We start from the raw sequence: 22,976 nt of genomic DNA, 5'->3' as shown, positions 1-22,976 counted from the left end.
TGCGTGAATTCTATTTAAAAAATTTAACGAGATGTCGAATAACTACTATCATTGATTTTCTTTATAATTGTCACAAGATTCCGGCGACAGCTATTTCATTTCACACATGAGTATTCAGATCATCATCGCAGAAGATCATCCGTTGATTCTGGCGGGTATTCAATTTCTTTTGATGGCACACAAACCCGAGGCGGTAATAACTTGCACCAGCGATTTCAACAAAACCATCGCGATGCTCGAAAAACGAAAGTTTGATTTACTGATCATGGACATCAATCTGCCCGGTGGTGATAAGGTTACCATGGTACATTCCGTCAGGCTCCGGCAGCCCGATCTCCCGATCCTGGTTTGTTCAAGCTACGACGAGCAGCTTTATGCAGTGCCGTTCTTAAAGGCGGGGGCCAATGGCTATATCTCCAAAACCGCGATCAACGACGATTTTACCAAAGCCGTAGACCATGTCCTGAGCGGCCGCACTTATGCAAGCCCGGAGGTAATGCAACAGGCATTTGCCAAATTGCTGGGCACCAAAGAGACGCGGGAAAATGTGACGGAGAAACTGTCGGAGCGGGAACTGGACGTGGCGCAATTGCTCGTCAAAGGGCAATCCACCAAAAATATCGGGGAACAATTAAGCCTTTCGTCCTCTTCGATCAGTATATACAAGTCCAAGATCTTTGAAAAGCTCGGCGTAAACAATGTGATCGAGCTCACCAAGTATTTTCAGGTTAATGATTAAGCAGCCATTGAAGTGGTCGTATATTTCTAAAAGTGCGCTGGCGTTCGCATTATCGGCTATGTGTTTGCTCGTACCTGTATATGCGAGTGCGCAGCAGGCGCCCGAGGGATACCTGATGCAGCAGTTTACCGACGAAAACGGACTTCCCCAGAACAGCGTCAAGGCAATTGCCCAGGATAGGAATGGCTTTATCTGGCTGACCACCGAAGCCGGCCTGGTGCGTTTCGACGGACGCCGGTTTGTGACTTTCGAAAAATCCGTGATCCCCATTTCGAATAATCGGTTCCGCGGGTTTATCCCCCTTCCGGGAACCGCCGCCGACAATTCTCCGGAATTTTACGCATTGTCCGAAAAGAACGAATATGTAGGTATCCTGGCCAACGGACAAGTGTCAGTGGACAGCTCTTTTTACAAATACTACAACCTGTTTAAGCCCCTGGCACAAAACGAGATCAGGTACAACAGCGCATTGGCCAGTATGCCTGCCCTGCACGCGGTGTTTCCGGATACTGAGCCCTATTTCGTAACCTCGGGCAGCGACACTGCCTACATCTGGCAGAACCCCATCATTACCTGCTATAAGGACGGCAAACGCGTTTTTGTATCAAAAGGGCCTTTCAACCATTTCCTGCTGATCGGAGCAAATCCCTATGTGGTCGATTCAAAAGGCGATCTCAAAGCGATCGGTCCTGTGATCCGTGACGTCACTATCGAAGGGGAAATCGAGCATAACAACCTGTTTTCCAATAACAAAAGCAATTACCAAATATTCTGGAACAACATCTCCCATCAGGCATTTCTATACCTGGGCCACGCACTGTACCTCGCCAAATCAACGGCTCCGGGCAAGCTTACTACCCAGCTGATCCTGCGGGATTTTGACCTGGAAAAATTCAAAATTCACTCGTTTTACTTCGACGAAGCCGCCGGCGCCCTCTTCCTCGGCAGCACTACAAATGGGTTATTTCAATTTAAAAAACAGGACTTCTATGCCAACAAGCTCCCAACCGACAATGCGGACAACGTATATTATGCACAGGTTCCCGGCCCCGGGCTTTCGATACTGACTTCCCAGGGATATGCCTTCACGGCCCAGCCAGGTACGATAAAAGCGATCCCCGAACGACTGGCACCCTTCCTGGAAAAAACCGGAAGCAGGTTTCACATGGCTCCATGCAACGATGGCAGTTTCTGGTTTCAATATGCATTTGACATTTATAAAATGGACCCGGGTGGTCGCAAAATACTGGCTAATATCAAACTGCCCGAAAAAGCAAAATCGCTTAGTATAGATTCACGCGGCAGGTTGTGGGTAGGGTGCGAAACCAATGCCGTGTATTCGGTGGACGAAGTCAATGGGCAATATGTGCCAAAGCTCAGGTTCAGATTGAGCATTCACAACTACGAGATCGTCGGCAGGGAGAACGACGAAACTATACTTCTGGCCACCGAGGGCAATACCTACCGGCTGAATACCCGGACGGGCACTTTTAAGTTGATCAAAGCGCTGAAAGACATGGTCGTGCGGAGCGCCTACACCACGCAGGAAGGCACGTGGATTGCGACTTACGGAAACGGCTTTTTTCTTTTGAAAGGGGACAAAGCGGTACGGTTTCCGCTGGATGACGACCGTTTTCTCGCCACGGCACATTGCATTGTCGAGGACCGGAAAGGGTTTTTCTGGATAACCACCAACCGTGGGCTGTTTCAGGTCACCAAACAGCACCTGGTCGACTACGCCGACCGTAAACGAAGCCTGGTTTACTACCTGTTCTACGACAAAAGCAATGGTTTCGGGAGTAACGAGTTCAACGGGGGCTGCTACCCCTGTGCCGTAACCCTTGCCAACGGCATTGTGTCGCTCCCGTCGATCAATGGGCTGGTTTGGTTTAAACCACAGGACGTAAGACCGGCCTTACCCAACCGCGGGATTTTCATCAGCACTGTGCTGGAAGATGGAAAATCGATGCCCGTTGCAGACACCCTCGAAATGTCGCACGGGTTCGAGCAACTGCGGCTGGAAGTTACCACGCCCTATCTGGGCAATCCCAAAAACATCCGGATGCAGTATTCCCTTTCAGGCCCGGGCAGAACGGATGGCTGGATACCTGTGAACCCGGATTTTGTTGTATCGTTACCCGGGCTCGGGTACGGCAATTACGTCCTGAGGATCCGGAAGGTTACCGGCTTCGGGACGCACGATTACACCTACAAGACGGTGCATATGCGGGTTCCGCGCGCCTGGTACGAAACCTGGTGGTTCCGGTTGCTGGCCGGAGCGGTTCTACTTGGTCTGTTCGTGATATCGGTCAGGGCGCGGTCGGCATACCACATCAAAAAAGAGCGTGAAGCCAACCTGATCCGGCATTACCGGGTGATCAGCCAGATTATCGCGGCAGTGAACCATGATATCCAGACGCCCCTGCTCTACATTGGGTTTTCGCTCAAACAGTTCAATGCGTATTTCCACAGGCAACCGGCCGTCGATCCGCTGATTACCCGGCTCAGCGACGAAACCCTCGATACATCCCAGCGGCTGAACACCCTCACGCGGAGCATCCTGGATTACATCAAATTACAAAGCAAATCACCCTCGGAGCGCTGGGAGATCGTGCCTGTTAGTGTAGCTGATCTTGTTGCTGCTACCTCCCGGTTGTTTGCGGGCATTGCCGCGCACCGGGAGGTGGAAATCAAAGCAATGATCGATCCAAGGCTCACCTTCCTCAGCGATCCTAACTTGCTTTCCATCATCATACACAACCTGATCGACAATGCACTAAAGGTGGCCCAGTCCACGATCACGATAGCTGCCCGCGAAACTGCTGCGGGGCAAATCACCATCGAGGATGACGGAGGCGGTATGCCGGCTGAGCTCGTCGAATGGCTTAACCAAAGATACCAGTCCTATGAAGACTGGCTGCACGCCTCTCAAAACCCCGGGCAGAAGGGAATCGGTCTGGTGATCGTGAAGGATCTTTGCGTACTGCTGGGCATTCAAATCAACGCCCGGGTAATCGACGGGAGCAGGACGTCCATTGCTTTGAATTTCGGGCGTGCGGCGGTAAGCTAATCCAAGTTGATAACCAGGAAGCTCCCGGCGGCGATCAATACTTCACCACCCGGAACACCTGCTTTCTGCCGTTTTCCTTAATCTGCAATAGATAAACGCCGGTCGCAAGACTTCGGATATCGAGACTTTCCTGCCGACCCCGTGCCTGTTTCTCCCGAATGCCGGTACCCCGGCTGTCGAACAGCGTAATGCTTCGCGGAAGCGCTGTTTCAAAAGTGATTTGCAGGTAATCCCGTGCCGGATTGGGTGCAACAATCACCTGGCTGCCCACAGGACGCGGCTCTGCTGTGACCAACGTCACCGTCACATTGGAAGGCGTACCGACTGTGCCGGTGCCGCACTGGCCAAATACATTCCGCAGCGTGTAAACCTGCCCCGGCAATGCCTGCGATAATGCAACGGAGTCGACTGCGGCGGTTGCATAGCGTGTTTGCCGGTTGCTGCCCAGGACAAGGTCGTATTGCCAGGGCCCGCTCCCTGATAGCAGTACCACCGCCACCGGATCGCTGCCTTCCTTGTAAGGCACAAAATCCGCCGCAAAGCGCGCGGTAGCCTTTTCTCCGGTAGTCAATGGCGTGGGATAGGCACCGGCTGCCGTACCGGCATCGGACGCGGCTACACGCAGGCGGTAACGTTTGCCCGGCGAGAGATCCGCTGGAAGCAATGCGCGAAGCGGCGATGATTTGCCGGCGGTAGGAATAGCCCGGAAGTTCTTCCCGGTGGTGTCCGACAGTTGGACCGTCATGATGTTACCCGCCGTAAATGTGCCGGTTTGCGTATAATAGGCGAGCATAGAATCTCCCACGCACATTCCCATACTTGCAGATCCGTAACTCGTCACACTCACCGTGCGCGCAGCCGGAGGGTTCACTTCCACCGTAGCGCTGCCGACGGTTGTACCGGCGCCGCAGCTATTGGAAACGGACCTAAGCGTGTACGTGGTCGTTTTGTCGGGATTGACCGTCAGGTAATGCTCCGAACCGCCCAAAAATGAGCCTTTGGTACCGTCCGACAATTCATAAAATATCCGATCCGGCACAGTATTATCCGTGCGGAGGATCAATGCAGTTTGCCCGCCATTGTTAATCACCGTATTACCGCTGATCGTCACTTGCACAGGCCGTGTAATGTAAATGAAGAAATCGGTCGAAAGCCCGCCCTTTTTGAAAGTACATTTAAGCTGATACAAATCACCGGTGAGGTTTGATGGAATTTTCAGGTCGATGGAACCCTTTTTAACCTTTGTCGAATCCAGCGGGATAATCCTGGAAGTTTGCGGGTCGATCACTTCGAATGCAATGTAGCCGTCGCCTGCCTCGACGTCCCCGGACAGCTCGTAGTTCACGGTGAAAGTCTTTCCATTGCACGCGGCATAATTGTCGGCCGAAGCCGTCAGCCGGGGAGGTACTTTCACAACCACCGACCCGGAAACCGCGCCATAGCCGCATTGATTGTATACAGTTTTAAGCTCAAAAGTGCCTCCCTGGTTCGGATAAATCCTCCGCCTTATGTTATGGGTAGCAGTCTGGCTGGTATTATCTTCATAAACGGCAGTCCACGGGTAGGTTCCCGTAAACCGCACATCCAGCTCGACATAACCGCTACCCGGGATGGTGATCGGCTGCGGCAAATCGCTCGAAATGGTGGCACCGGGTAAAACACCCACCAAAAAATCGGCTGTATTTGAAATGACGCCGTCGGACGACACGATGCGGATTTTATAATTTCCCTCCGCCAGATTGGCCGGTAGCACTCCACTAATGACATTGGAATGCTCGCCGCTGGCAATCACCCGGTAGGTGACCTCGTCTGCACGCGACAGCTCCATACTGAACGTCACGCCATTACCAGGGCTTCCATGGGCAAACCCAAATGGCACGCGGATCTGGTTACCGGCACAAAACCGGTTGGCAGTAAAATCAAAACCGGCGACCTTGATTTCGTAAGGAAGGACTTTAATGTATGTCGACAAATTCGCCGGCTGCACGCCGCAGCTGTTGCCCATGGATTTGAGCGTATAAACCGTGGTAACACCCGGCGTTGCAGTGATCGGGATAATGGCCTGATATGGCTCTCCGAAAGCAAGGGTATGCTCGGTAGTGCCGTCGGAATAAACGGCGGACGATGCCCCGCCTCCCTTCGCGGTGAAATTCACGGACCACTCGCCGTTGTTGGGCAGCATGGCAGGTTGCTCGCTGGTACCCGCCGGATTAACCACAAAGTCGGTCAACGGCGTATCGACGCCGAACTGGTAGGTTTCGGTCGTCAGGAAAGGGTTTTTAGATACCACCTTGATACCCGCCAGATACGTGTAACCGTTCTGGCTCGCGGGAATTCTCACTTTGTAAGTGCCTCCTGCTTTTACGGTTTTGAGCGTCGTGAAATTACAGCAGTCGGCATAGACCTGAATTTGAAACTCGTTGTCTGCTCCGAACTTACCCGGGGCCAGAATCTTCACTTCCAGGCTGTCGTTCGCGCATACACGTGCGGGTATGCGTTCCAGGTACAGGTCGGGTGCCGCGCTGCTCGTGAGCGTCAGGCGCGTAGCAGGGATGTTTTCGGTTTTGAAACAAGCATTGCTGATCGACCTGATCTTAAAGTCCTTCGTCTTATCCAGATAAACTTCGGGCGCCCACCAGTCATTTTTGACAACGGTACGGTTTCCCGCCTCGTCTTCGATTGTAAACGGCCATTTGCCGTACAGTTTGTAGTTGAGCGTGATGAGCCCCGGCTCTCCGAATGTGTAATCGCTCGTGCCCGATACGATCTGCGGCTTGCTCTGGATCAGGTAAATGTAGGAAGGACTGGATTTCAGCGCCGGGTTCTGCGTGCTGATGTACATGTTATTCAAACCGTCGTAGAGCTGCTCGGGCGGCGTTCCCGCGGGCAGCTCGGGAATCAGAAATTCGAGGTAATCCCCATCGCGTGTCGCCGGGAACGAATAGGATTTGGAAGGTCCGTAGACGGCATTCACCGTGTAGGACGTGGCCGCGCTGAAATTGCCATTCGACCTGATCCTGACCCGCACGCGAGTGCCGGCACATAGTATCTGCGGATTAGCCGAGGGAACCAGCGCAATGCCCTGCCCAACGGTTACGGTCATACGTGCGGGCGCAGGAAGGTTGGTGACGCCGCATCCCGACGACATCGAAGGAATGCTGTAAGTGGTAGTTTTGTCCGGACTTTTATCAACATACACCTCTCCCGAGTAACTGGCGGTGATCGCGGTCCCGTCGCCCAGTTGTGCCGAAAAAGGTGGTACACCTTTGAAAACAACCCCTACCCTCGTCTCACTACCCAGCTCTATGCGGGTATCCGGTGTGAAAAAGCTAACCTGCGGCTTGGGATGGACTGTCAAGATAAAATCACCCGGCGAGCCTACAATGCCATGCTCGTCGGCGATGATGATCACCTTGAAATTCGTTTTGGCGGTCAGGTTCAGGCCGTCCGGTACGCGGGTTACCACCCAGCCGTCTTTCAACTCGGCGGGCGCTTCCATGGTTTTGACGGTCACGAAGGGCGACGCGTCGGACGACCGGAACCTGACGCGGTATTTATTACCGGGTTTCAGCGGCGCACCCATCGTGTTGAATGCTATCCTGACCTGGCTATTCTCACAAACATCGAATGCATCCGCCGCGAGCGTCCGTACGGACGTCGCGTTCGCAACCGGCTTGACTACGCCACTCGTACGCATGGCACCGCATACGTTGGTGGCCGTACGGATCGAGAATGGCTCCGTCGTGTGGGCACCTATTGTGTGGTATGCGGTAAAATTCGGCTGCGAATACGGGGTTAATTCCAGCTGGGTGCCGTCGTTGAGCGTTACGTCCACCTCCGTGCTGCTGAAAGCCGTGAATTTCAGGACCAGCTCCTCTCCCAGATTGACAGTATCCGAAATCGCGGAAGCGAGCTGGACAGTGCCTTTGGAATGGACCCTGAAATAGGACCAGCTGCTTTCGGTTTTGGGCGAAGAGGAAATAATGCGGAATTGCAACATCGGAAACGCCGAAAGCGTCGAATCGTGGTACACGACCTCGATATTCTCGCCCTTTAAAACGGCCGGTAATGTCGCTAGCACGGTGGGTTTATCATTTTCACGTACCTGTACCGAAAACTGGTTATCAGTATTGAAACTACCTGCAATCGTAACCGGAATGCGCTGCGCCTTTCCAAGGCAGGCCAGTTCGGGGTTACCTGCTGTGACGGATGGCGTTTGCGCATTAGCCCGGAGCGACAGGTGGACCAGGAACAGCAGTCCCCGTAAAATATGCTTCATAGGTTGATGTTTTTCAATGGCTGGTCAAAAAAGGTGGGCTGCTACCGTTTGATGATTTTGTGAGTTGATTTAAAATTTTTGCCTTCAATACGCAATACATAAATACCGGACGGCAGCTGACTGATATTCAACTCATCCTCCATCGACACGCTATGTTTCATGAGCATGGGAATCCCCCCCGCATTGACGAGCCGTATGGTCCTTTCGGCAGCATCGGCAAACCTGATCAGCAACCGGTGGTCTGCGGGATTGGGTGCGACGACCACCCGCGTAACGGCTGGCGAAGGCTCCCCCGTGATCACCTCCACCTGAACAATGTCCGGTTTCTCCACCGTGCCGGTGCCGCAGCGGTTTGACACCCGCAGTATTTTATAGTAATCGGCAAGCGGGCGATCATTAAGGAATAGGGTATCGGTAGGTGAGGTTGAGAACTCGGTTGTCGTACCGAGCGGACTGCCCACGGCGTATTCCCACGGCCCGGTTCCGGTGAGCAGCACCACGAGCTTTGGCGTACCGGAAACATCCTTAATGATCGATTCGGAAGCGAACCGAGCGCCTGCCCTGGTGCCGGGCGAAAGCGGAAACTCGTAAGCTCCGCTGCCCGTTCCAGGGTCGGAAGCTACTACCCGCACCCTGTATTGTTTGCCCGGAACAAAATCGGCGGGAATGCTGGCTTTCAACGGAGAGGCCTGGCCGGTTGTCGTAACCGATTTAAAATTCCGTCCTGTGGTATCCGAAAACTGGACAGTCATTGTATTCCCGGCTGAAAAATTGCCTTTTTGGGTATAATGAACAAGGATGGCTTCGCCCACGCAGAAAGCCGAATTATCGAACGGCTCCCAGCTTGTAACGGTTACTGTCCGTTCGCTGGGCGGATTCACTTCCACCGTTGCACTACCCGACTTTTTACCCTCGCCGCAGCCATTATCGACGGATGCCAGCGTATAAGTGGTGGTTTTCGTTGGGCTCACTTTCAGGAAAAACTCCGTATTGCCACTGCCGCCGTAGAATGTGCCGGTCTGCCCGTCGGACAGGCGATAGTTAATGGCCTCATTGGCGGTCCTGTTGCTGCGGAGCTGCACCTGGGTGCTTTCCCCCGCGTTGATCGTCGTGTTGCCGATGATCGACACGTCCACTTTTGTTTTAATCCTCAACGCCGAGTTCGCGGAAAGGTTATAGCTCCTTACCACACCCCGGAACTGGTAGTAATCATCGCCCAGTTCGGTTGGCATTTTCAATTGCAGGGTACTTGCCCGCACACGCGTAGAATCCACACCGGTGACTTTCCCGGTCCGCGTGTTCACGAGTTCGAAAACGATGTAATCCTTATCCAGCGACGCATCGCCCTGCAACTGGTACCAAACCCGCACGGTGCCACCAGCGCAGACTTCCTCCTGCTGAGGCAAAACGCTCAGCGACGGTTTCACTTGCACGGAAACTTTGCCCGATACCGGCCCGTAACCGCAGTTGTTGTAAATCGAGATAAGCGAAAACTCCTGCTGCGCGGTTGCCGAAATCGGTCGCTGATAGGGGTTATTGTCGGTACTCTGCTTTTCGCTGTTTTCGTAAATCATCGTCCAGGGCGCCGTTCCCGTGAAATTGACCATAGCGTAAACACCCTGTCCAGGATTGAGCACAATAGGATCTTTTTCAGAGGAACTGATCGTCGCCGACGGCGCAGAGCCGATCACCAGGTCCACCGCGTTGGAAACGCTGCCGTCCGAGGAAGCGACGCGCATCTGGTATCTGCCGGGACTGACCGATTCGGGGACGGCAATGGAAAATGTGCGTGCGGTGATGCCGGTTGCCAGGTCGGTAAACTCAGAGGTTTTATCACGGGCTATTTGCAATGCAAAAGTGGCTTTCGAAGCGTCTCCGTCCAGAATGACAAACGGCACGGTCAGGCTTCCGTTCCGACAGGCCGACAATGGAAACCCGTTCTCCCCTGCCGATATGACAATGCGATATGGAACCACGCGGATGTAGGTCGTCAGATTGACGGGAAAGGTCCCGCATTTATTCTGTGCCGATTTGACGGTGTAGCCGCTGACAATGCCGGCAGGCGGCCGCACGACCGCATGAGAAACTGAGGGGTTCAACTCCTGTGTATGCTCGCCGACGCCATCCGAATAGGTGAATGCGGTAAGTCCCCCCTCGCGATTGGAAAGCGATAATCCCACCTCCTGCCCTTGCAGGTACTCCGCAGGCGCTTCCCGTGTACCGGAGGGGTTGACGCTGAAATCGGTCGGCGTACCTTGCATTTCTATTTCAAACTGATTGCTGGTAATGGCCGGGCTCGATGAAACAACCCTGAAACTCGCGTAGCCGATCTGTCTCTGACCCACCGGCACCTTGAATTTGTGCGTACCATCCTTGCTCACCGTCGCCAGCGTCTGGAACGTACAGCAATCGATATACCCTTCTATCTTAAATGTATTCCCCGGATTGAATGTTCCGGTTTTGATGAAAGTGATTTCCAGGCTATCCTGTTTGCAAATAACCTTATCCAGCGGCTGAACATAAATCCCGGGAGCAGCACCGGCCGTATCGAGCGTGAGGCGGACAGCCGGAACAGTTTCATTTTTAAAACACGCATTACTGATCGATCTCAGCTTAAAATCCTGCGTTTTGTTGACGTAAAAACTGGGATACCAGGCCGAGTAGCCCTCGATGTTGTAGATTTTACCAGCGGCATCCTCGATTTTGAAAGGCCCGTTTCCGTACAGCTCGTATCCAAACCCCGCTTCGGACGGATTTTTGTAATTCAAAACCGAATGCGGCAGAACCACCATCTCGGGCATGCTTCTAATCGCATAATCATAGTAATAGCCTGATTTGTAAGCCGGATTGCTGCTCGAAATGTAAAACGCCCCGATCTTGTCGTAGCTCAAAGCGTGGTCGGTTCCTTTCGGCAATACCGGGATATCAAATTCCAGGTAATCCCCCGATTTTTTAGCAGGAAATGAATGGACCTTCTGCTCGTTCACAATGCCGTTGACCGTGAACGTGGTACCATCGCTGAGTGCGATATTCGAAAATATCCTGATTTTGCCCTTCGAACCGGCACAAAGGAAACGCTCCCCTACCGACGGTTCCATCGCAATGCCGGGCTTGACGGTCACCACCATCGTAGCGCCCGAACTTACCGCCTGGCTGCCGCAACCACTTGTAAAACTTTTAATGGTGTAAGAAGTCGTTTTTTCAGGCCGCACGTCTATCTGGCCGTTGGTCTGCGACGACCAGAGCACCGTACCGTCCTGCAATGTCGCCGAATAGGGCGCGATGCCCGAAAATGTGATACCGACCGGCAGCTTCTCGCCCATTTCGATGGTCTTGCTCGGGGTATTAATAATGGCCCCCGCGCGCGGGTAAACCACAAAGTTGAAATCCGTATAGGCACCGAGGATCGCCGGGTTTTCGGCGACGATACGGAGGCTGTATGAGCTCCGTGAAGTGAGGTTGAACGATGTGGGGAAGTTAGCCACCAGCACATTGTCTTTCAGTTGCGCCGGCACCTCCACTGTTTTTACATTCGAATGATCCCCTTGAAAAACGCCGATCCGCAACCTGTACTTTGCATTGGCAGGCAGCGCCGGGCCTGATGTGGAGAAGTTCACACGAATTTCGCTTCCCTCACACACAGCCGCGGGAGACACCGAAAGTGTCCGCAGCGCTGTCGGGTTCAGGGTGGCCTTTACCTGCCCGCTCACTTTCATCGGGCCGCACACATTCTCGGCGTGCGCGATGTAAAATGGGGTGGTCGCATTCACACCTTTGTTGTGGAAGCTCACAAAATAGCCTTCCGCGAACGAAGACAAGCTAAAATCGGAGCTGTCGTTGAGCGTCACCGACGCCGAGCTCTTGCTGAATGTCGTGAATTTGAGTGTCAGATCCTCCCCGGGATTGATCGTGTCCGAAGCCGCCAGGGCCAGGTTCACACTTCCTTTGGTGTTTATTTCGACATTCCTCCAATCGCTTTCGGTTTTAGGCGAAGTGGTCACAATGCGCAATTGTATATACCGGGGAATCGAAAGGCTGGAATCGGAATGTACCACCTCAATTTTACCGTCCACCAGGCGCGCCGGGATTTCCGAAATTACGGGCAGGTTGTCGCCCTTCCGGATCTGTATGGAGAACTTGTTATCCGCATTGTACTTGCCCGTGATCGCCACCTGGATCTTCTGGACGGCATTCAGGCAGGCCGTTTCGGGGTAAGTAATCGCAATAGACGGAGATTGGGCCAAAAGAGAAAAGCAGGCAAGGAAACACAATGCAAACAGCACGCAAAATTTTTTCATAGAGAGGTGGAATTTGGATACCAAACATAATGAAAATGCCCGGATGTAACCAAAAGTAATTCTACCAGTTAACTACTGAAAATTTTCTTACTGCGGTTATGGCCTTTCCGGCCGGTATTTAATATCGTAGTACGCAATGCCTATGGATAACACCAGTGCCGTGACAGAGCTGATTGTAAGAACCACAAGCTGCTGCGGCTCCTTATCGAAATCAATAAAAAACATAAATGCGGAATACACGTAAGGGTAATAGATGATTTTATCCCAATCCATTAATACAATGCCAGTGATCCACAAGCCCAAACCCAGGCCAAGCGGAATAACGAAATTGCGAAAACGCAGGCTCAGCCAGTACTGGATGACCGATACGGCCAGGCACCCCAGATACACACGGCAGGATATCAGTAGCAAACTGCTCCAATCGATGCTGCTTGCCATTAATCGGTACGCGGGATTCAGGCTGTGCACCAGCAGGCCGGCCAGCATGACAAACCCGTCAAAACAAAGAATGTAGACCGGTACCAGCATCTGGATCACCACCAACTTCGAAAAGAAAATATCGGCAAACGATCGGGGCGAAGCGTATACCTGCTTCCAGGTGTTGTTACGAAATTCGATCTGTACAATCAGGTTTGTGATCAATATAATGTACATCGGCAGGATGACAGCGGCTACATTTTTCCAATTGAACCGAAAGAATGTGAGCCACGGAGTCTGTTCAAACTTGACAAGCAAAATGTCGGGCCTTTCCAACAGGATCACAACGTTGATAGCCGGCATAAAAAGCGCTGCCAGGATCGTCAGCCACATTGCAAAGCTTCTTTTCGCTTTGATAAACTCGGCCGTTGTATTTGCGAAAAATTTCGTTTTCATCGTTAAGCTGAAATAATGTCTAAGAAAAGTCTTTCCAGGTCGTTACCCATCACACACAACCGGCTCACACCTACCCCGCCACCTACCAGCATGTGATTGATCAATGCCGCCTCAGCGGGTTTGGAATGTCCAACATGTACCGTAGAGTCACCTCTGATGAATACAGGAAACCGGCCGGAGAGGATTTGCTCGGTTCTGACAACATTATCTACTTCGATTTCCAGGAATGAATGCCGGTGTTGGAAACTCTGCAACTCGGCTAATGTTCCCTGAAAAAGCAACTTGCCCTGGTGGATAATGCCCACATGGGTCGCGAGCTTCTCTACCTCCGCCAGCAAATGGCTCGAAACAAGCACCGTCTTCCCCTGGTGCCGATTAAGATCGCGGATCAGTTCGCGTATCTCGATAATTCCGTTGGGGTCCAGGCCATTTGTGGGCTCGTCCATAATCAGCAGCTCAGGATCGTGGAGCAACGCGATCGCAATCGCAAGCCGTTGTTTCATGCCCAACGAATATGCCTTTGTCTTTTTATGGGCAGCGTCGGAAAGCCCGGTAATGCGCAATACTTCTTCAACCCTCGTTGCCGGGCATTCATACGCTCGTCTGAATACGTCAAGGTTTTCCCGACCGGTCAAATGCAGGTATAGAGAAGGTTGCTCGATCAGCGAGCCGGTGCGTCTTAAAATATCAATCCGGTTGCCGGGCATCTGGTTTCCAAAAATGTGGATCCCCGGATTTTCGCTGCGCAGCAACCCCAGCAAAAGACGCAGTGTCGTCGTCTTTCCTGCACCGTTAGGACCCAAAAAGCCATACACACTACCTTGCGGCACGCGAAGATTAATGTCATTGAGGATTCTGTCGCCCTTTTGAAAGGCGTAATCCAGGTGGTCGGTTTCGATGACCGCTTGTTCCATTTCCATGAATGCTTTGATGGTGTATCAAAGGAACATAGCGCTTTTTACAAGCGGAAATAAAATCATCAACAGGCTTTTTTTGCCTTCCAACGCCCAGAAACAGACGACCAAAAAATGTGGGGATCAGCCGATGCGCCGCAGCAAGTCTTCGCGGAACATCTCGCCGACAGGCACCTTCTTTTCATCTATATAAATGATGTTGCGCTCAATGGCGTTGATCTTGTTCAGAGCGACGATAAAAGACCTGTGTACACGCACAAAGTCCTTTACCGGCAGCTTATCCTGAAATGCCGTCAATGTGGTAAGCGTGTCGATCACCTTGCTTTGGGTATGCACCGCTACATAGTCCTTTTTGCCTTCGAGCATCAGGATACCGTCCAGATCCACACGGATCATTTTGTGCGCCGACCGAACAAAAAGATATTGCGGTCCGCTTTCCATTCGCGGTACCAGCCGTGACTGCGCTTTTTGTATGGCCTTTAAAAAGCGTTCGAAGGAAAAAGGTTTGACCAGGTAATCGACCACCCCAGCTTCAAACCCGGCCAGTGCATACTGGGGGTAGGCCGTGGTAAGCACGACCAGCGGCGGAGCGGGGATTGCCGAGAGGAAATCCATGCCATTCACTTCGGGCATGTTGATATCCAGGAAAAGCAGGTCGCATCCGCCGCGATTCAGCATCGGTAATGCCTCCAACGGCGACGAAAAGGTAGCGGTCAGTTCGAGGAACGGACATTTGGAAACGTAGTTTTCAATTATTTCCAATGCAAGGAATTCATCGTCGATCGCGATACATTTAATCATGAGCCTCGCTGTTGAGTTGAATGGCCAGGTCTGCAATGAATGTGTCACCCTCCCGGTGAAATGCAAGTTCGTGCACAGCCGGGTAAAGCAATGCGAGCCTTCGGCGCAGATTGGCAATACCCAGGCCGCCGCTGGTCTCCGGGCTTGCCGCACGTACTTTATTCTCAGTATGAACACGGAGCACCGGGAAAGCCCAATGAATGGTGATCGTCACCGGCGACGCACCATGCTTGAATACATTCTCTATCAACGGCAACAGCAGCAATGGCTGGATTGTTATAGTTTGGAGGTTTCCGGAAATCTCCAATTTGATCCCCTCGCCAGACTTGCTCCGCATCTCATTCATAGCCACATAGGTACGTATCATCTCGATCTCTTTTTCAAGTAGTACTATCCCCGCGTTGGTTTCATACAACAGATAGCGCATCATTTCGGAAATACGCAGGATCACCGCGGGCGTCTCCGGAGCCTGGCGCAAGGAAAGTGCGTAAAGGTTGTTCAGGGAATTAAAGAGGAAATGAGGATTAATCTGCCCCTTCAATAATGCTAACTCGGATTTGAGATACTCATTTTCCATTTCCTTGTCCTTCCGCAATTTACGGTACCAATCTACACTCAGCCGTACAAAAAGCCCGAGAAGGGCAAAAACGACGTAATTGCTGATTCTCGTCAGCAGCGGCAGCAAATCGCCTCCTTGCAGCCGTCCGATCATATTACTTCCGGGCAAAAGCCGATCTTCCAACAGTACTGCGGCGGAAGCCATACATATCGCTGCGAGCAGATTGGCTGATAAAAAACGCGCTAAGCTGTACTTAGGCAAGCCATTGGGTACCAGATACAAATAGTTGAGATAAAAACTACCCGCGTGCGTGCCGAAAGCCAGGCCATAGTGTACAAAGAAAACCCAGGGAGAAATGCGGGCGAAGTTCCCATAGAAGACCAGGGTAGCATAAATACCCCATCCCAGCAAATGCAGCAACACCGGAAGTTTTCTTTCCAGTATCGGCTGCCACGCTTCTTTTGTCGGCTCAATCATATGCGATAATACCCATTTCCGGGTTTACTGAAAAAGAAACACCGCCAACGCCCGTTTTTTATCGGCCAGTAGACCCATTGCACCGACCGGCTTCATCGGGCGGTGACGGAACGAGCGGCACACACACGTAGCGCCTATACATGCGAGCGAAGTCTGGCCTCGTCCAGGTCAAGCTCCCGTTCCATCTTTTTAATTGCCGACTCGGAAAAGGAGGCTTCCCGGTGAAGCCGCAGCAGCAGGTCCCGCTTGAATTGCGTAACGGCCAGCTGGGCATCGACGACCTGGCTCAGCAAGTCCGCGGTTCCCGGCGCCTGCCGATTTGTTCCGTACTTTTTGTCTTTGATCCAGTTGCTTCGCAGCTCATACAACTTACGCACCTGATCGGCCACGTCCGGGTTCATTTTGGTTTCGGAGAAATGATCGTGGATAAAATCGAGTGAACTGTTAGCCAGTAGGAGGCGCAACCTGGTTTCCTCTTCCGCCTCTTCCTGCCCCGAGCTCCGGATCCCCAGCTTGCGTATCAAATACGGCAATGATAGCCCCTGGCCGATCAATGTGACGAGGATCACGACAAACGACACAAAGAGGATCAGCTTCCGATACGGGAAATGCTTCCCGTTTTCCATCACCAATGGAATGGCCATGGCCGTGGCGAGCGACACTACACCGCGCATGCCGGTCCACGACAGGACAATGGCCATCTTCCAGTCAAAACCGGACTCCCGTTGCCGGTATTCGCCCGTCGGCAGCATATCCGTAAAGTAGGCCGTGGGCACGATGAAAAGCAGCCTGACCATGACCACTACCGCACTGACAATGAGCCCGTAGCCGATCAAATCTGCGAAGCTGTATTCCACCGTGTTGTGCACGATCGTAGAGAGTTGAAAGCCGATCAGCACAAATACCGCTCCGTTCAGCAGGAACTCGATCATATCCCACACCGAAGTCACGAGGGTGCGCCCCTGGTGCGAAAACATTTCGTGCGAAAGCCACGATGTCACAAGCCCCGTGCTCACCACCGCCAGAACGCCCGACACCCCGACGGCCTCGGCAACCGGGTACGAAATAAACGGCACGAGCAGCGACATTGTCCCTTCCAGCATGGCGTTGCTTCGGACGCGCTTCATCATGTAGGCAAACCCGTAGCCGACCGCGGTACCCACCAGAATCCCGCCTGCGGCCACCAACAGAAACTGAACACCCGCCTTCCAGAGTACAAAAGTGCTGCTCATCACCGCCGCCACCGCGTACTTGTAGGCAATCAGCGCGGAGGCGTCGTTCACCAGGCTTTCCCCTTCCAGGATCGTGATTACACGCTTATCCAGCCCGGTGCCTTTCATAATGCTGGTCGCGGAGACCGCATCCGGCGGCGAAACGATGGCACCCAGCACAAATGCGACCGGCCAGCGCATGCCCGGGATGAAATAATGGGCTGCCACCGCCACCGCGCAGGTTGTCAGAAAAACCAAACCAATGGAAAGTCTCGAAATAGGCCGTATCGCAGCCCGGAAAGCCGGCCAGGACGTGTTCCAGCCGGCCCTGAAAAGCAGTGGAGGAAGGAAGAGCAGGAACACAACCTCCGGGTCGAGTTCGACAAGCGGAAGGCCGGGTATAAAACCGATGACCAATCCTACCAGGACGAGCAGGATCGGGTATGGTATGCGTACTTTATCGGACAGGACGGAAACGACGGCGAGCGTCGCTACAATGAAAATAAAAGGTATCAGGTCAATCATAAAAGCCTCTCGCGGTCGGTTTACCGTGAAAGTTGCCAAATTATTTGCGATCGGCAAGGCTCCTTTCAACAATTGTCGTCACCATCAGCCCACCCCGGTTTTCAAGCACGGAAGCTTGAAGGGGGCGATCCGTGATAGCGCCTGAATGCCGTCGAGAAATGTTGGGGATGTTCATAGCCCAGCATCTCGGAAATATGATCGATACTTTTGGAAGAATCCAGGAGGAGGTTCACCGCAAAATCCATTCTTAGCTTGCGTAAATAGGCAAATACCGTTGTACCAAACAGGTCCTTGAATCCCTTTTTGAGTTTAAATTCATTCAGTAAACATAGCCGGCTAAGTTGCGGCAAGCTGAAATCTTCCAGAAAATGTACGTCCAGGTAAGCTTTCAACTCATTTAACCGCCCGACTTCCGCCATTGTCAGGCCCGGCGCGGAGGAAGTACTTGCCTGCAACTGCCCCAGGTGCAATGCGACCAGTTCCAACACCTTCGATTGGAGCATCAGCCTTTGCATGGGCCCCGACTGCCCGCATTGTTTGATGTCCGCGATCAGCTTTTGCATATAAGGCGTCATGGCCGCATTCGATTCCACACCTGCAAAAGGCCTGTCTTTCAGCAGCGACTCCTGCGCGCGTTCGCTCCAACGATCATCGCAGCCGATCAGGTCCGAAAAATACTTTTTCCTCAGGCTGACATGGAACATCTCCACCTGCTCGCCCGCCCGGACGGTGTTCCGAAAACTGCCTTCGGGCGAAAAAATCAGGTTATGCTGGTGAGGTTTCATCCCCACTTCTCTGGCGATACCCGTGAACCGCGTATTCATATGGCCGGACAGCTGGAAATTGATATTCACAGTGTCGGCACGGCTCTCTTCAACAATGCTCACATCCCGGCCAACCTGCCAATGCAGGTTCATTACGTGGATATCCGGGAAAAGCCAGCTTCTGAATTTAAGACTCCCCACTTTTGCACCCTGCCCGGCACCGCCTTCCCTGCCAGCGCTTACCCCTATTTGCGGACGGAGCAATTGCGGGTTGGGAAAGGAATCTGCGTGGATGAAATCGGCTGAGTGGATGAGGGCTGCGGCCATGGATGATGTGCTATTTTAATAAACGACGTAAAATAGCGGCAAAACGAGAGACTGCCATATTTCGTCGACGGAAAGCAGATTCCGTAGACAAACGGCTTCACGGGTAACCACCCGCTACTTGAAGTTGAAGACAACCTGCAAACCGGGAGCAAACGCCGAAAACGGCACCTCTATCGCACCAGGCCCGATCCTGACCGACAGATCATCGGAAACATCAAAAGTCTTAAGATGGGCAGCGACGTTGGCTTCAATGATGGTAAGCACGTAAATGAGTCCGGAAGTGAGAATGGACACATTTCGGTACCTGCGCCACACGTCCTTGTTCCTCACGATCTGATCCTTTGTAAGCAGCTTCACCATACTTTTTGTGTTGAGGGGCTTTCTCACCCGGACCGGCATTTCGGTATCCTCGGTGATACCGTGCGCAGGTGTACCGGTACTCTGGTCATAAAACGACCAATATGCTTTCAGGTAATCATGGTATTTAAGGGCGTTCAAATGAACCGTAAAAATGCTTCCTCCAAGCGCTGCGTATACGATCGGAAGTTTCCAAAAATCCCCATTGTAGCCTTGCCCTAAGCCCGGTACAATGGCGAGGAGCGCCGCCTTACGGGGACTGCGAGGTTTTACGTCGTGCGTGCCCGGTTTGCGGGCGGTGTCAGCGGTAGCGGAGTTGTCAGGGTATGCAGGGTTGGCGGATATCGCCGGCGCCGTTGTCAATGCAAGGTAAAATGCGGCGATGCACGAAAATTTCAAAATGTGAGTCATGGCTTGCTAAATGATTAATGGTCGCAAGCAACCACGCCGACCCCGTTTCCGCAACATAAAAAATGTTAATTGCTTCGCCCTTTCCGCTGAATATTCTTTTCAGCAACATCCTATATTTGCCGGTCAGGACCCTAACCCTGTTGAAACGTTCCGTTTATGAAATTTAAATGCTTGGCCGTCCTGCTTGCCGCGGTTTCGGCACTGGTGGCGCAAAAGACCGCCGCCCAGAACGATCACGGTGAAATAGCCCGAAAACTGCCCGGGTACACCTCCGAAAAGCAGTTCACGTTGATCGACTCCATCGTTTTACCGTTTCAAACCTTCCACACCCAGGGACTGACGAAGGTCGGCGGCTATTACTTCCTGACAGCCGTGGACGTGAAGCGCTGGCCCGAAAAATACGCCAGCCCGGTGGACGGCTTCGACCGCGACACCGGTGAGGGCATTGGCCGGGTTTTCAAATTCGACGAAAGCGGAAAGCTGGTCGGCCAGATAACGATCGGCGAAAAAAGCGTTTACCACCCTGGTGGCATCGACTTCGATGGAAAGTACATATGGATACCGGTTTGCGAATACCGCCCGCATGGCAACTCCACCGTTTACAGGATGGACCCGCAGACGATGGGCGTCGAAAAAATGTGGGACGTTCGCGACGCGCTCGGTGCAGTGGTGTGCGTGGGAAATGAAGAAGTGATAGGTATGAACTGGGACGCCGAGCAGTTCTATAAATGGGCGCGCAAGGCTGATACCCACCACGGCTGGGAGCTGATTTCAAAAGAATCCAATCCTATGCTCACTTTCAAGATCCAGGACGCGAAGTATATGGGGGACACGATGATGCTCTGCTCCGGACTCAACCGGTGGAAACATGGTGACCAGAGCTTTGCATTAGGCGGCATCCAGCTCATGAGAACCGACGGGTACCAAACCCTCTACCAGCTGCCTCTGACGATCAAAACACCGCGGGGTGCGAGTATTTGCAACAACCCCTTCTTCCCGGAAATAAAAAACGGCAAACTCCGGCTTTCCTTCGCACCGGATGACGACCACACGGTTGTTTACATTTACGAAGGCCATTAGACGGCATTTTCAGGACGAATTGCAGCCCACACCAAGTTGAGGTAGAACCGGGAGCAATGATCGCCCACAGCCAACAACACTTGACAACACCTAACAACACCTGACTACTCATGACAACACCTGACTACAAATGACGACATAGTCATTAATAGTCAGGTGTTGTCAGGTATTGTCATGAATAGTCAGGTTATCTGGGTGTTGTTTTGAAAGCTTCTCAGGTTGGTGTGAGCTATTTTCTAAAAAAATTTTCAGGATTTGCTTGTGAAACCAATCGGTTGCGCATATATTTGCAACCAATCAGTTTCACATTTTAACAATCAACAGCTATGAAACAGAAAATCTTGTCCGTCCTATGCCTCCTGACGGGGCTGATGTTCATCAATGCGGGCCTGGACAAATTCCTGCATTACATGCCCATTCCGGCCGATTTGCCGGAGAAAATGATCAAAACCGGAATGGCATTCGCCCAGATCGGCTGGCTGATGCCGCTGGTAGGCGCCGTGGAAATGGCTGGTGGCGTATTGCTCGCCATTCCCAGAACGCGGGCGCTCGGCGCCATTGTGCTGCTGCCTGTATTGGCGGGCGTTTTGCTGACGAATATCACCGCCGCGCCATCGGGCCTGCCCATCGTCGCTATATTCGTCGCGGTCATCGGGTGGGTGATCGCCGATAACTGGGGAAAGTATTTGCCGATCGTATCCAGATAATGCGCTTCCGGTGAAGTTATCTTGCACAAAATTACCCGTGATAATCCCATGAGAAGAGACATTTTCCAGGCCATCGCCGACCCGACCCGCAGGGCAATTATCGTACTGATCGCCGTGCAGGCTATGACACCCAATGCCATTGCGGAACATTTTGATACTACGCGCCAGGCCGTTTCGAAGCATTTGAAAGTGCTGACCGAATGCGAACTCGTCCAGCCTCAGCAACAGGGCCGCGAGATTTACTACAAACTTCAGATCGATAAAATGAAAGAGATCGATCACTGGCTGGAACAGTTCCGAAAGATCTGGGAAAGCCGTTTCGATCAGCTCGACAACCTTTTAGAAACACTTAAAAAGCAACAGCAATGAAACACAACCTTCAATTCGACTTCGAAGCAGACAAAGTAAAAAACACATTGACCATACGCCGCGAGTTCCTTGCCGGCCGCCAGCTGGTGTGGGATTGTTATACCAAAAAAGAACTGCTGGACCAGTGGTTTGCGCCCAAGCCGCTCACTACCAAAACCAAGTCCATGGACTTCCGCGAAGGCGGCCACTGGCATTATGCAATGGTAGAACCAAACGGCAACGAATACTGGGGCTGGACGGATTACATTAAAATCCAGCCGATTGATTTTTACACTTCCACTGATGCATTTTCAAATGCAGAAGGCGAAATCAACGAATCGCTGCCGCGCGCCGAATGGGTGGTTACGTTCACCGACAAAGGCGAAAACGCGGTGGTAGAAACGGTAGTAACCTACAAATCCCTGGAAGATCTGGAAGCGACACTTCAGATGGGTATGGAACAAGGCATGCTTGCGACGCTGGAAAAACTGGACGAATTGCTGGTTAAGCTGACTGGAAGGGAATAGTACGCAGGGCTTATTGGCTGGGCAGCGTCACTGTCCAGCCAATAGTTTTGTATATTGAAACCCTAATTCAAAAACAGACGAAACACGATTGAAATGAGAAAGTTGGTTCTATTTGCACACATGTCCCTCGATGGTTTTGCCGGCGATAAGAACGGCGGCCTCGGCTTTTTGTCTTACAACGAGGAGCTGCAACGGTTCGCGGATGAACTGGTTAAAACAGTAGGCGCGCCGGTGTATGGCAAAAATACTTACCATTTAATGGAAGGCTACTGGCCAACCGTACTGAACGACCCTAACGCGAACGGCCACGCGCTCTCGCACGCGAAATGGGTGCAGGAAATCCCCAAGATCGTTTTTTCGACGACCCTGCCAAGCGCCGATTGGAACAATACCACGCTGATCAGGGACAACGTGGTGGAAGAGGTGAACAAACTGAAACAGCAGCCGGGCAAAGACCTCGTCATATTCGGCAGCCCCGGTCTGGCCAAAAGTTTGACAAAACTTGGACTGATAGACGAATACAAGCTGACTTTGCATCCGGTGATATTGGGAGAAGGGATCAGCCTGTTCGATAGAGACGCCCCAATGAGCAATCTGGTATTGCAGGAATCGAAAACGCTCGGTTCAGGCGTCGTTACGCTGCATTATACAAAGCGATAAGGCTATCATTCAACCTCACCGGGACTGCGTATGGATCGTCGCGCATTTT

Annotated in this window: 16 protein-coding genes; 7 read left to right on the top strand and 9 right to left on the bottom strand. The window is 52.4% G+C overall.

Going from position 1 to position 22,976, the window contains the following annotated elements; translation table 11 throughout:
- Window positions 1-106 precede the first annotated feature (106 nt).
- Window positions 107-739 (top strand): response regulator transcription factor, encoded by a 633-nt coding sequence (locus J2Y43_RS19945; protein WP_309986218.1) that lies wholly within the window; start codon window positions 107-109, stop codon window positions 737-739.
- Window positions 732-3,809, top strand: a complete 3,078-nt coding sequence (locus J2Y43_RS19940; RefSeq protein ID WP_309986215.1) for a two-component regulator propeller domain-containing protein — start codon at window positions 732-734, stop codon at window positions 3,807-3,809. The genes J2Y43_RS19945 and J2Y43_RS19940 overlap by 8 nt, the downstream gene beginning before the upstream one ends.
- A 34-nt stretch (window positions 3,810-3,843) precedes the next feature.
- Here J2Y43_RS19940 and J2Y43_RS19935 read toward each other — a convergent pair whose 3' ends face one another.
- The 9 genes from J2Y43_RS19935 to J2Y43_RS19895 all read right to left on the bottom strand — a co-directional run bounded on the left by J2Y43_RS19935 (window position 3,844) and on the right by J2Y43_RS19895 (window position 19,605).
- On the bottom strand, window positions 3,844-8,088 hold the full coding sequence (locus tag J2Y43_RS19935; RefSeq protein WP_309986213.1) for a T9SS type A sorting domain-containing protein: 4,245 nt from the start codon (window positions 8,086-8,088) through the stop codon (window positions 3,844-3,846).
- A gap of 41 nt (window positions 8,089-8,129) precedes the next feature.
- Window positions 8,130-12,386: a T9SS type A sorting domain-containing protein gene (locus J2Y43_RS19930; protein WP_309986210.1), complete on the bottom strand. Its 4,257-nt coding sequence runs from the start codon at window positions 12,384-12,386 to the stop codon at window positions 8,130-8,132.
- 96 nt (window positions 12,387-12,482) lie between these two features.
- Complete coding sequence (locus tag J2Y43_RS19925; protein WP_309986208.1) at window positions 12,483-13,259, bottom strand: ABC transporter permease; 777 nt, start codon at window positions 13,257-13,259, stop codon at window positions 12,483-12,485.
- A 2-nt stretch (window positions 13,260-13,261) separates the two neighbouring features.
- The gene (locus J2Y43_RS19920; RefSeq protein WP_309986204.1) at window positions 13,262-14,179 is read right to left on the bottom strand and encodes an ATP-binding cassette domain-containing protein; all 918 of its coding nucleotides are present in this window, start codon (window positions 14,177-14,179) and stop codon (window positions 13,262-13,264) included.
- Window positions 14,180-14,296: 117 nt separating this feature from the next.
- Window positions 14,297-14,974: a LytTR family DNA-binding domain-containing protein gene (locus J2Y43_RS19915; RefSeq protein ID WP_309986201.1), complete on the bottom strand. Its 678-nt coding sequence runs from the start codon at window positions 14,972-14,974 to the stop codon at window positions 14,297-14,299.
- Window positions 14,967-16,010 carry a sensor histidine kinase gene (locus J2Y43_RS19910; protein ID WP_309986199.1) on the bottom strand — a complete coding sequence of 348 codons (1,044 nt, stop codon included), beginning with the start codon at window positions 16,008-16,010 and terminating at the stop codon, window positions 14,967-14,969. The genes J2Y43_RS19915 and J2Y43_RS19910 overlap by 8 nt, the downstream gene beginning before the upstream one ends.
- Before the next feature lie 134 nt (window positions 16,011-16,144).
- The gene (locus J2Y43_RS19905) at window positions 16,145-17,746 is read right to left on the bottom strand and encodes a Na+/H+ antiporter (protein WP_309986196.1); all 1,602 of its coding nucleotides are present in this window, start codon (window positions 17,744-17,746) and stop codon (window positions 16,145-16,147) included.
- Window positions 17,747-17,847: 101 nt separating this feature from the next.
- Window positions 17,848-18,837 (bottom strand): AraC family transcriptional regulator, encoded by a 990-nt coding sequence (locus tag J2Y43_RS19900; RefSeq protein ID WP_309986193.1) that lies wholly within the window; start codon window positions 18,835-18,837, stop codon window positions 17,848-17,850.
- A 114-nt stretch (window positions 18,838-18,951) separates the two neighbouring features.
- Complete coding sequence (locus tag J2Y43_RS19895; protein ID WP_309986191.1) at window positions 18,952-19,605, bottom strand: DUF5683 domain-containing protein; 654 nt, start codon at window positions 19,603-19,605, stop codon at window positions 18,952-18,954.
- 156 nt (window positions 19,606-19,761) lie between these two features.
- On the opposite strand from J2Y43_RS19895, the gene J2Y43_RS19890 reads away from it, so the two are divergent.
- The 5 genes from J2Y43_RS19890 (at window position 19,762) to J2Y43_RS19870 (ending at window position 22,927) form a co-directional block, all read left to right on the top strand.
- A complete protein-coding gene (locus J2Y43_RS19890) occupies window positions 19,762-20,685 on the top strand; it encodes a DUF6454 family protein (protein WP_309986188.1) in 924 nt (307 codons plus the stop codon).
- Window positions 20,686-21,011: 326 nt separating this feature from the next.
- Window positions 21,012-21,392, top strand: a complete 381-nt coding sequence (locus J2Y43_RS19885) for a MauE/DoxX family redox-associated membrane protein (protein ID WP_309986185.1) — start codon at window positions 21,012-21,014, stop codon at window positions 21,390-21,392.
- 48 nt (window positions 21,393-21,440) lie between these two features.
- Window positions 21,441-21,761 carry a helix-turn-helix transcriptional regulator gene (locus J2Y43_RS19880; RefSeq protein ID WP_106594777.1) on the top strand — a complete coding sequence of 107 codons (321 nt, stop codon included), beginning with the start codon at window positions 21,441-21,443 and terminating at the stop codon, window positions 21,759-21,761.
- Window positions 21,758-22,267 carry an SRPBCC domain-containing protein gene (locus J2Y43_RS19875; RefSeq protein ID WP_309986181.1) on the top strand — a complete coding sequence of 170 codons (510 nt, stop codon included), beginning with the start codon at window positions 21,758-21,760 and terminating at the stop codon, window positions 22,265-22,267. The genes J2Y43_RS19880 and J2Y43_RS19875 overlap by 4 nt, the downstream gene beginning before the upstream one ends.
- A gap of 93 nt (window positions 22,268-22,360) precedes the next feature.
- Complete coding sequence (locus tag J2Y43_RS19870; RefSeq protein WP_309986179.1) at window positions 22,361-22,927, top strand: dihydrofolate reductase family protein; 567 nt, start codon at window positions 22,361-22,363, stop codon at window positions 22,925-22,927.
- The last annotated feature ends 49 nt before the right edge of the window (window positions 22,928-22,976 follow it).

The organism is Dyadobacter sp. BE31 (genome assembly GCF_031457695.1).
Lineage (GTDB): Bacteria > Bacteroidota > Bacteroidia > Cytophagales > Spirosomataceae > Dyadobacter.
This window is presented reverse-complemented; position numbering and strand designations above follow the sequence as displayed.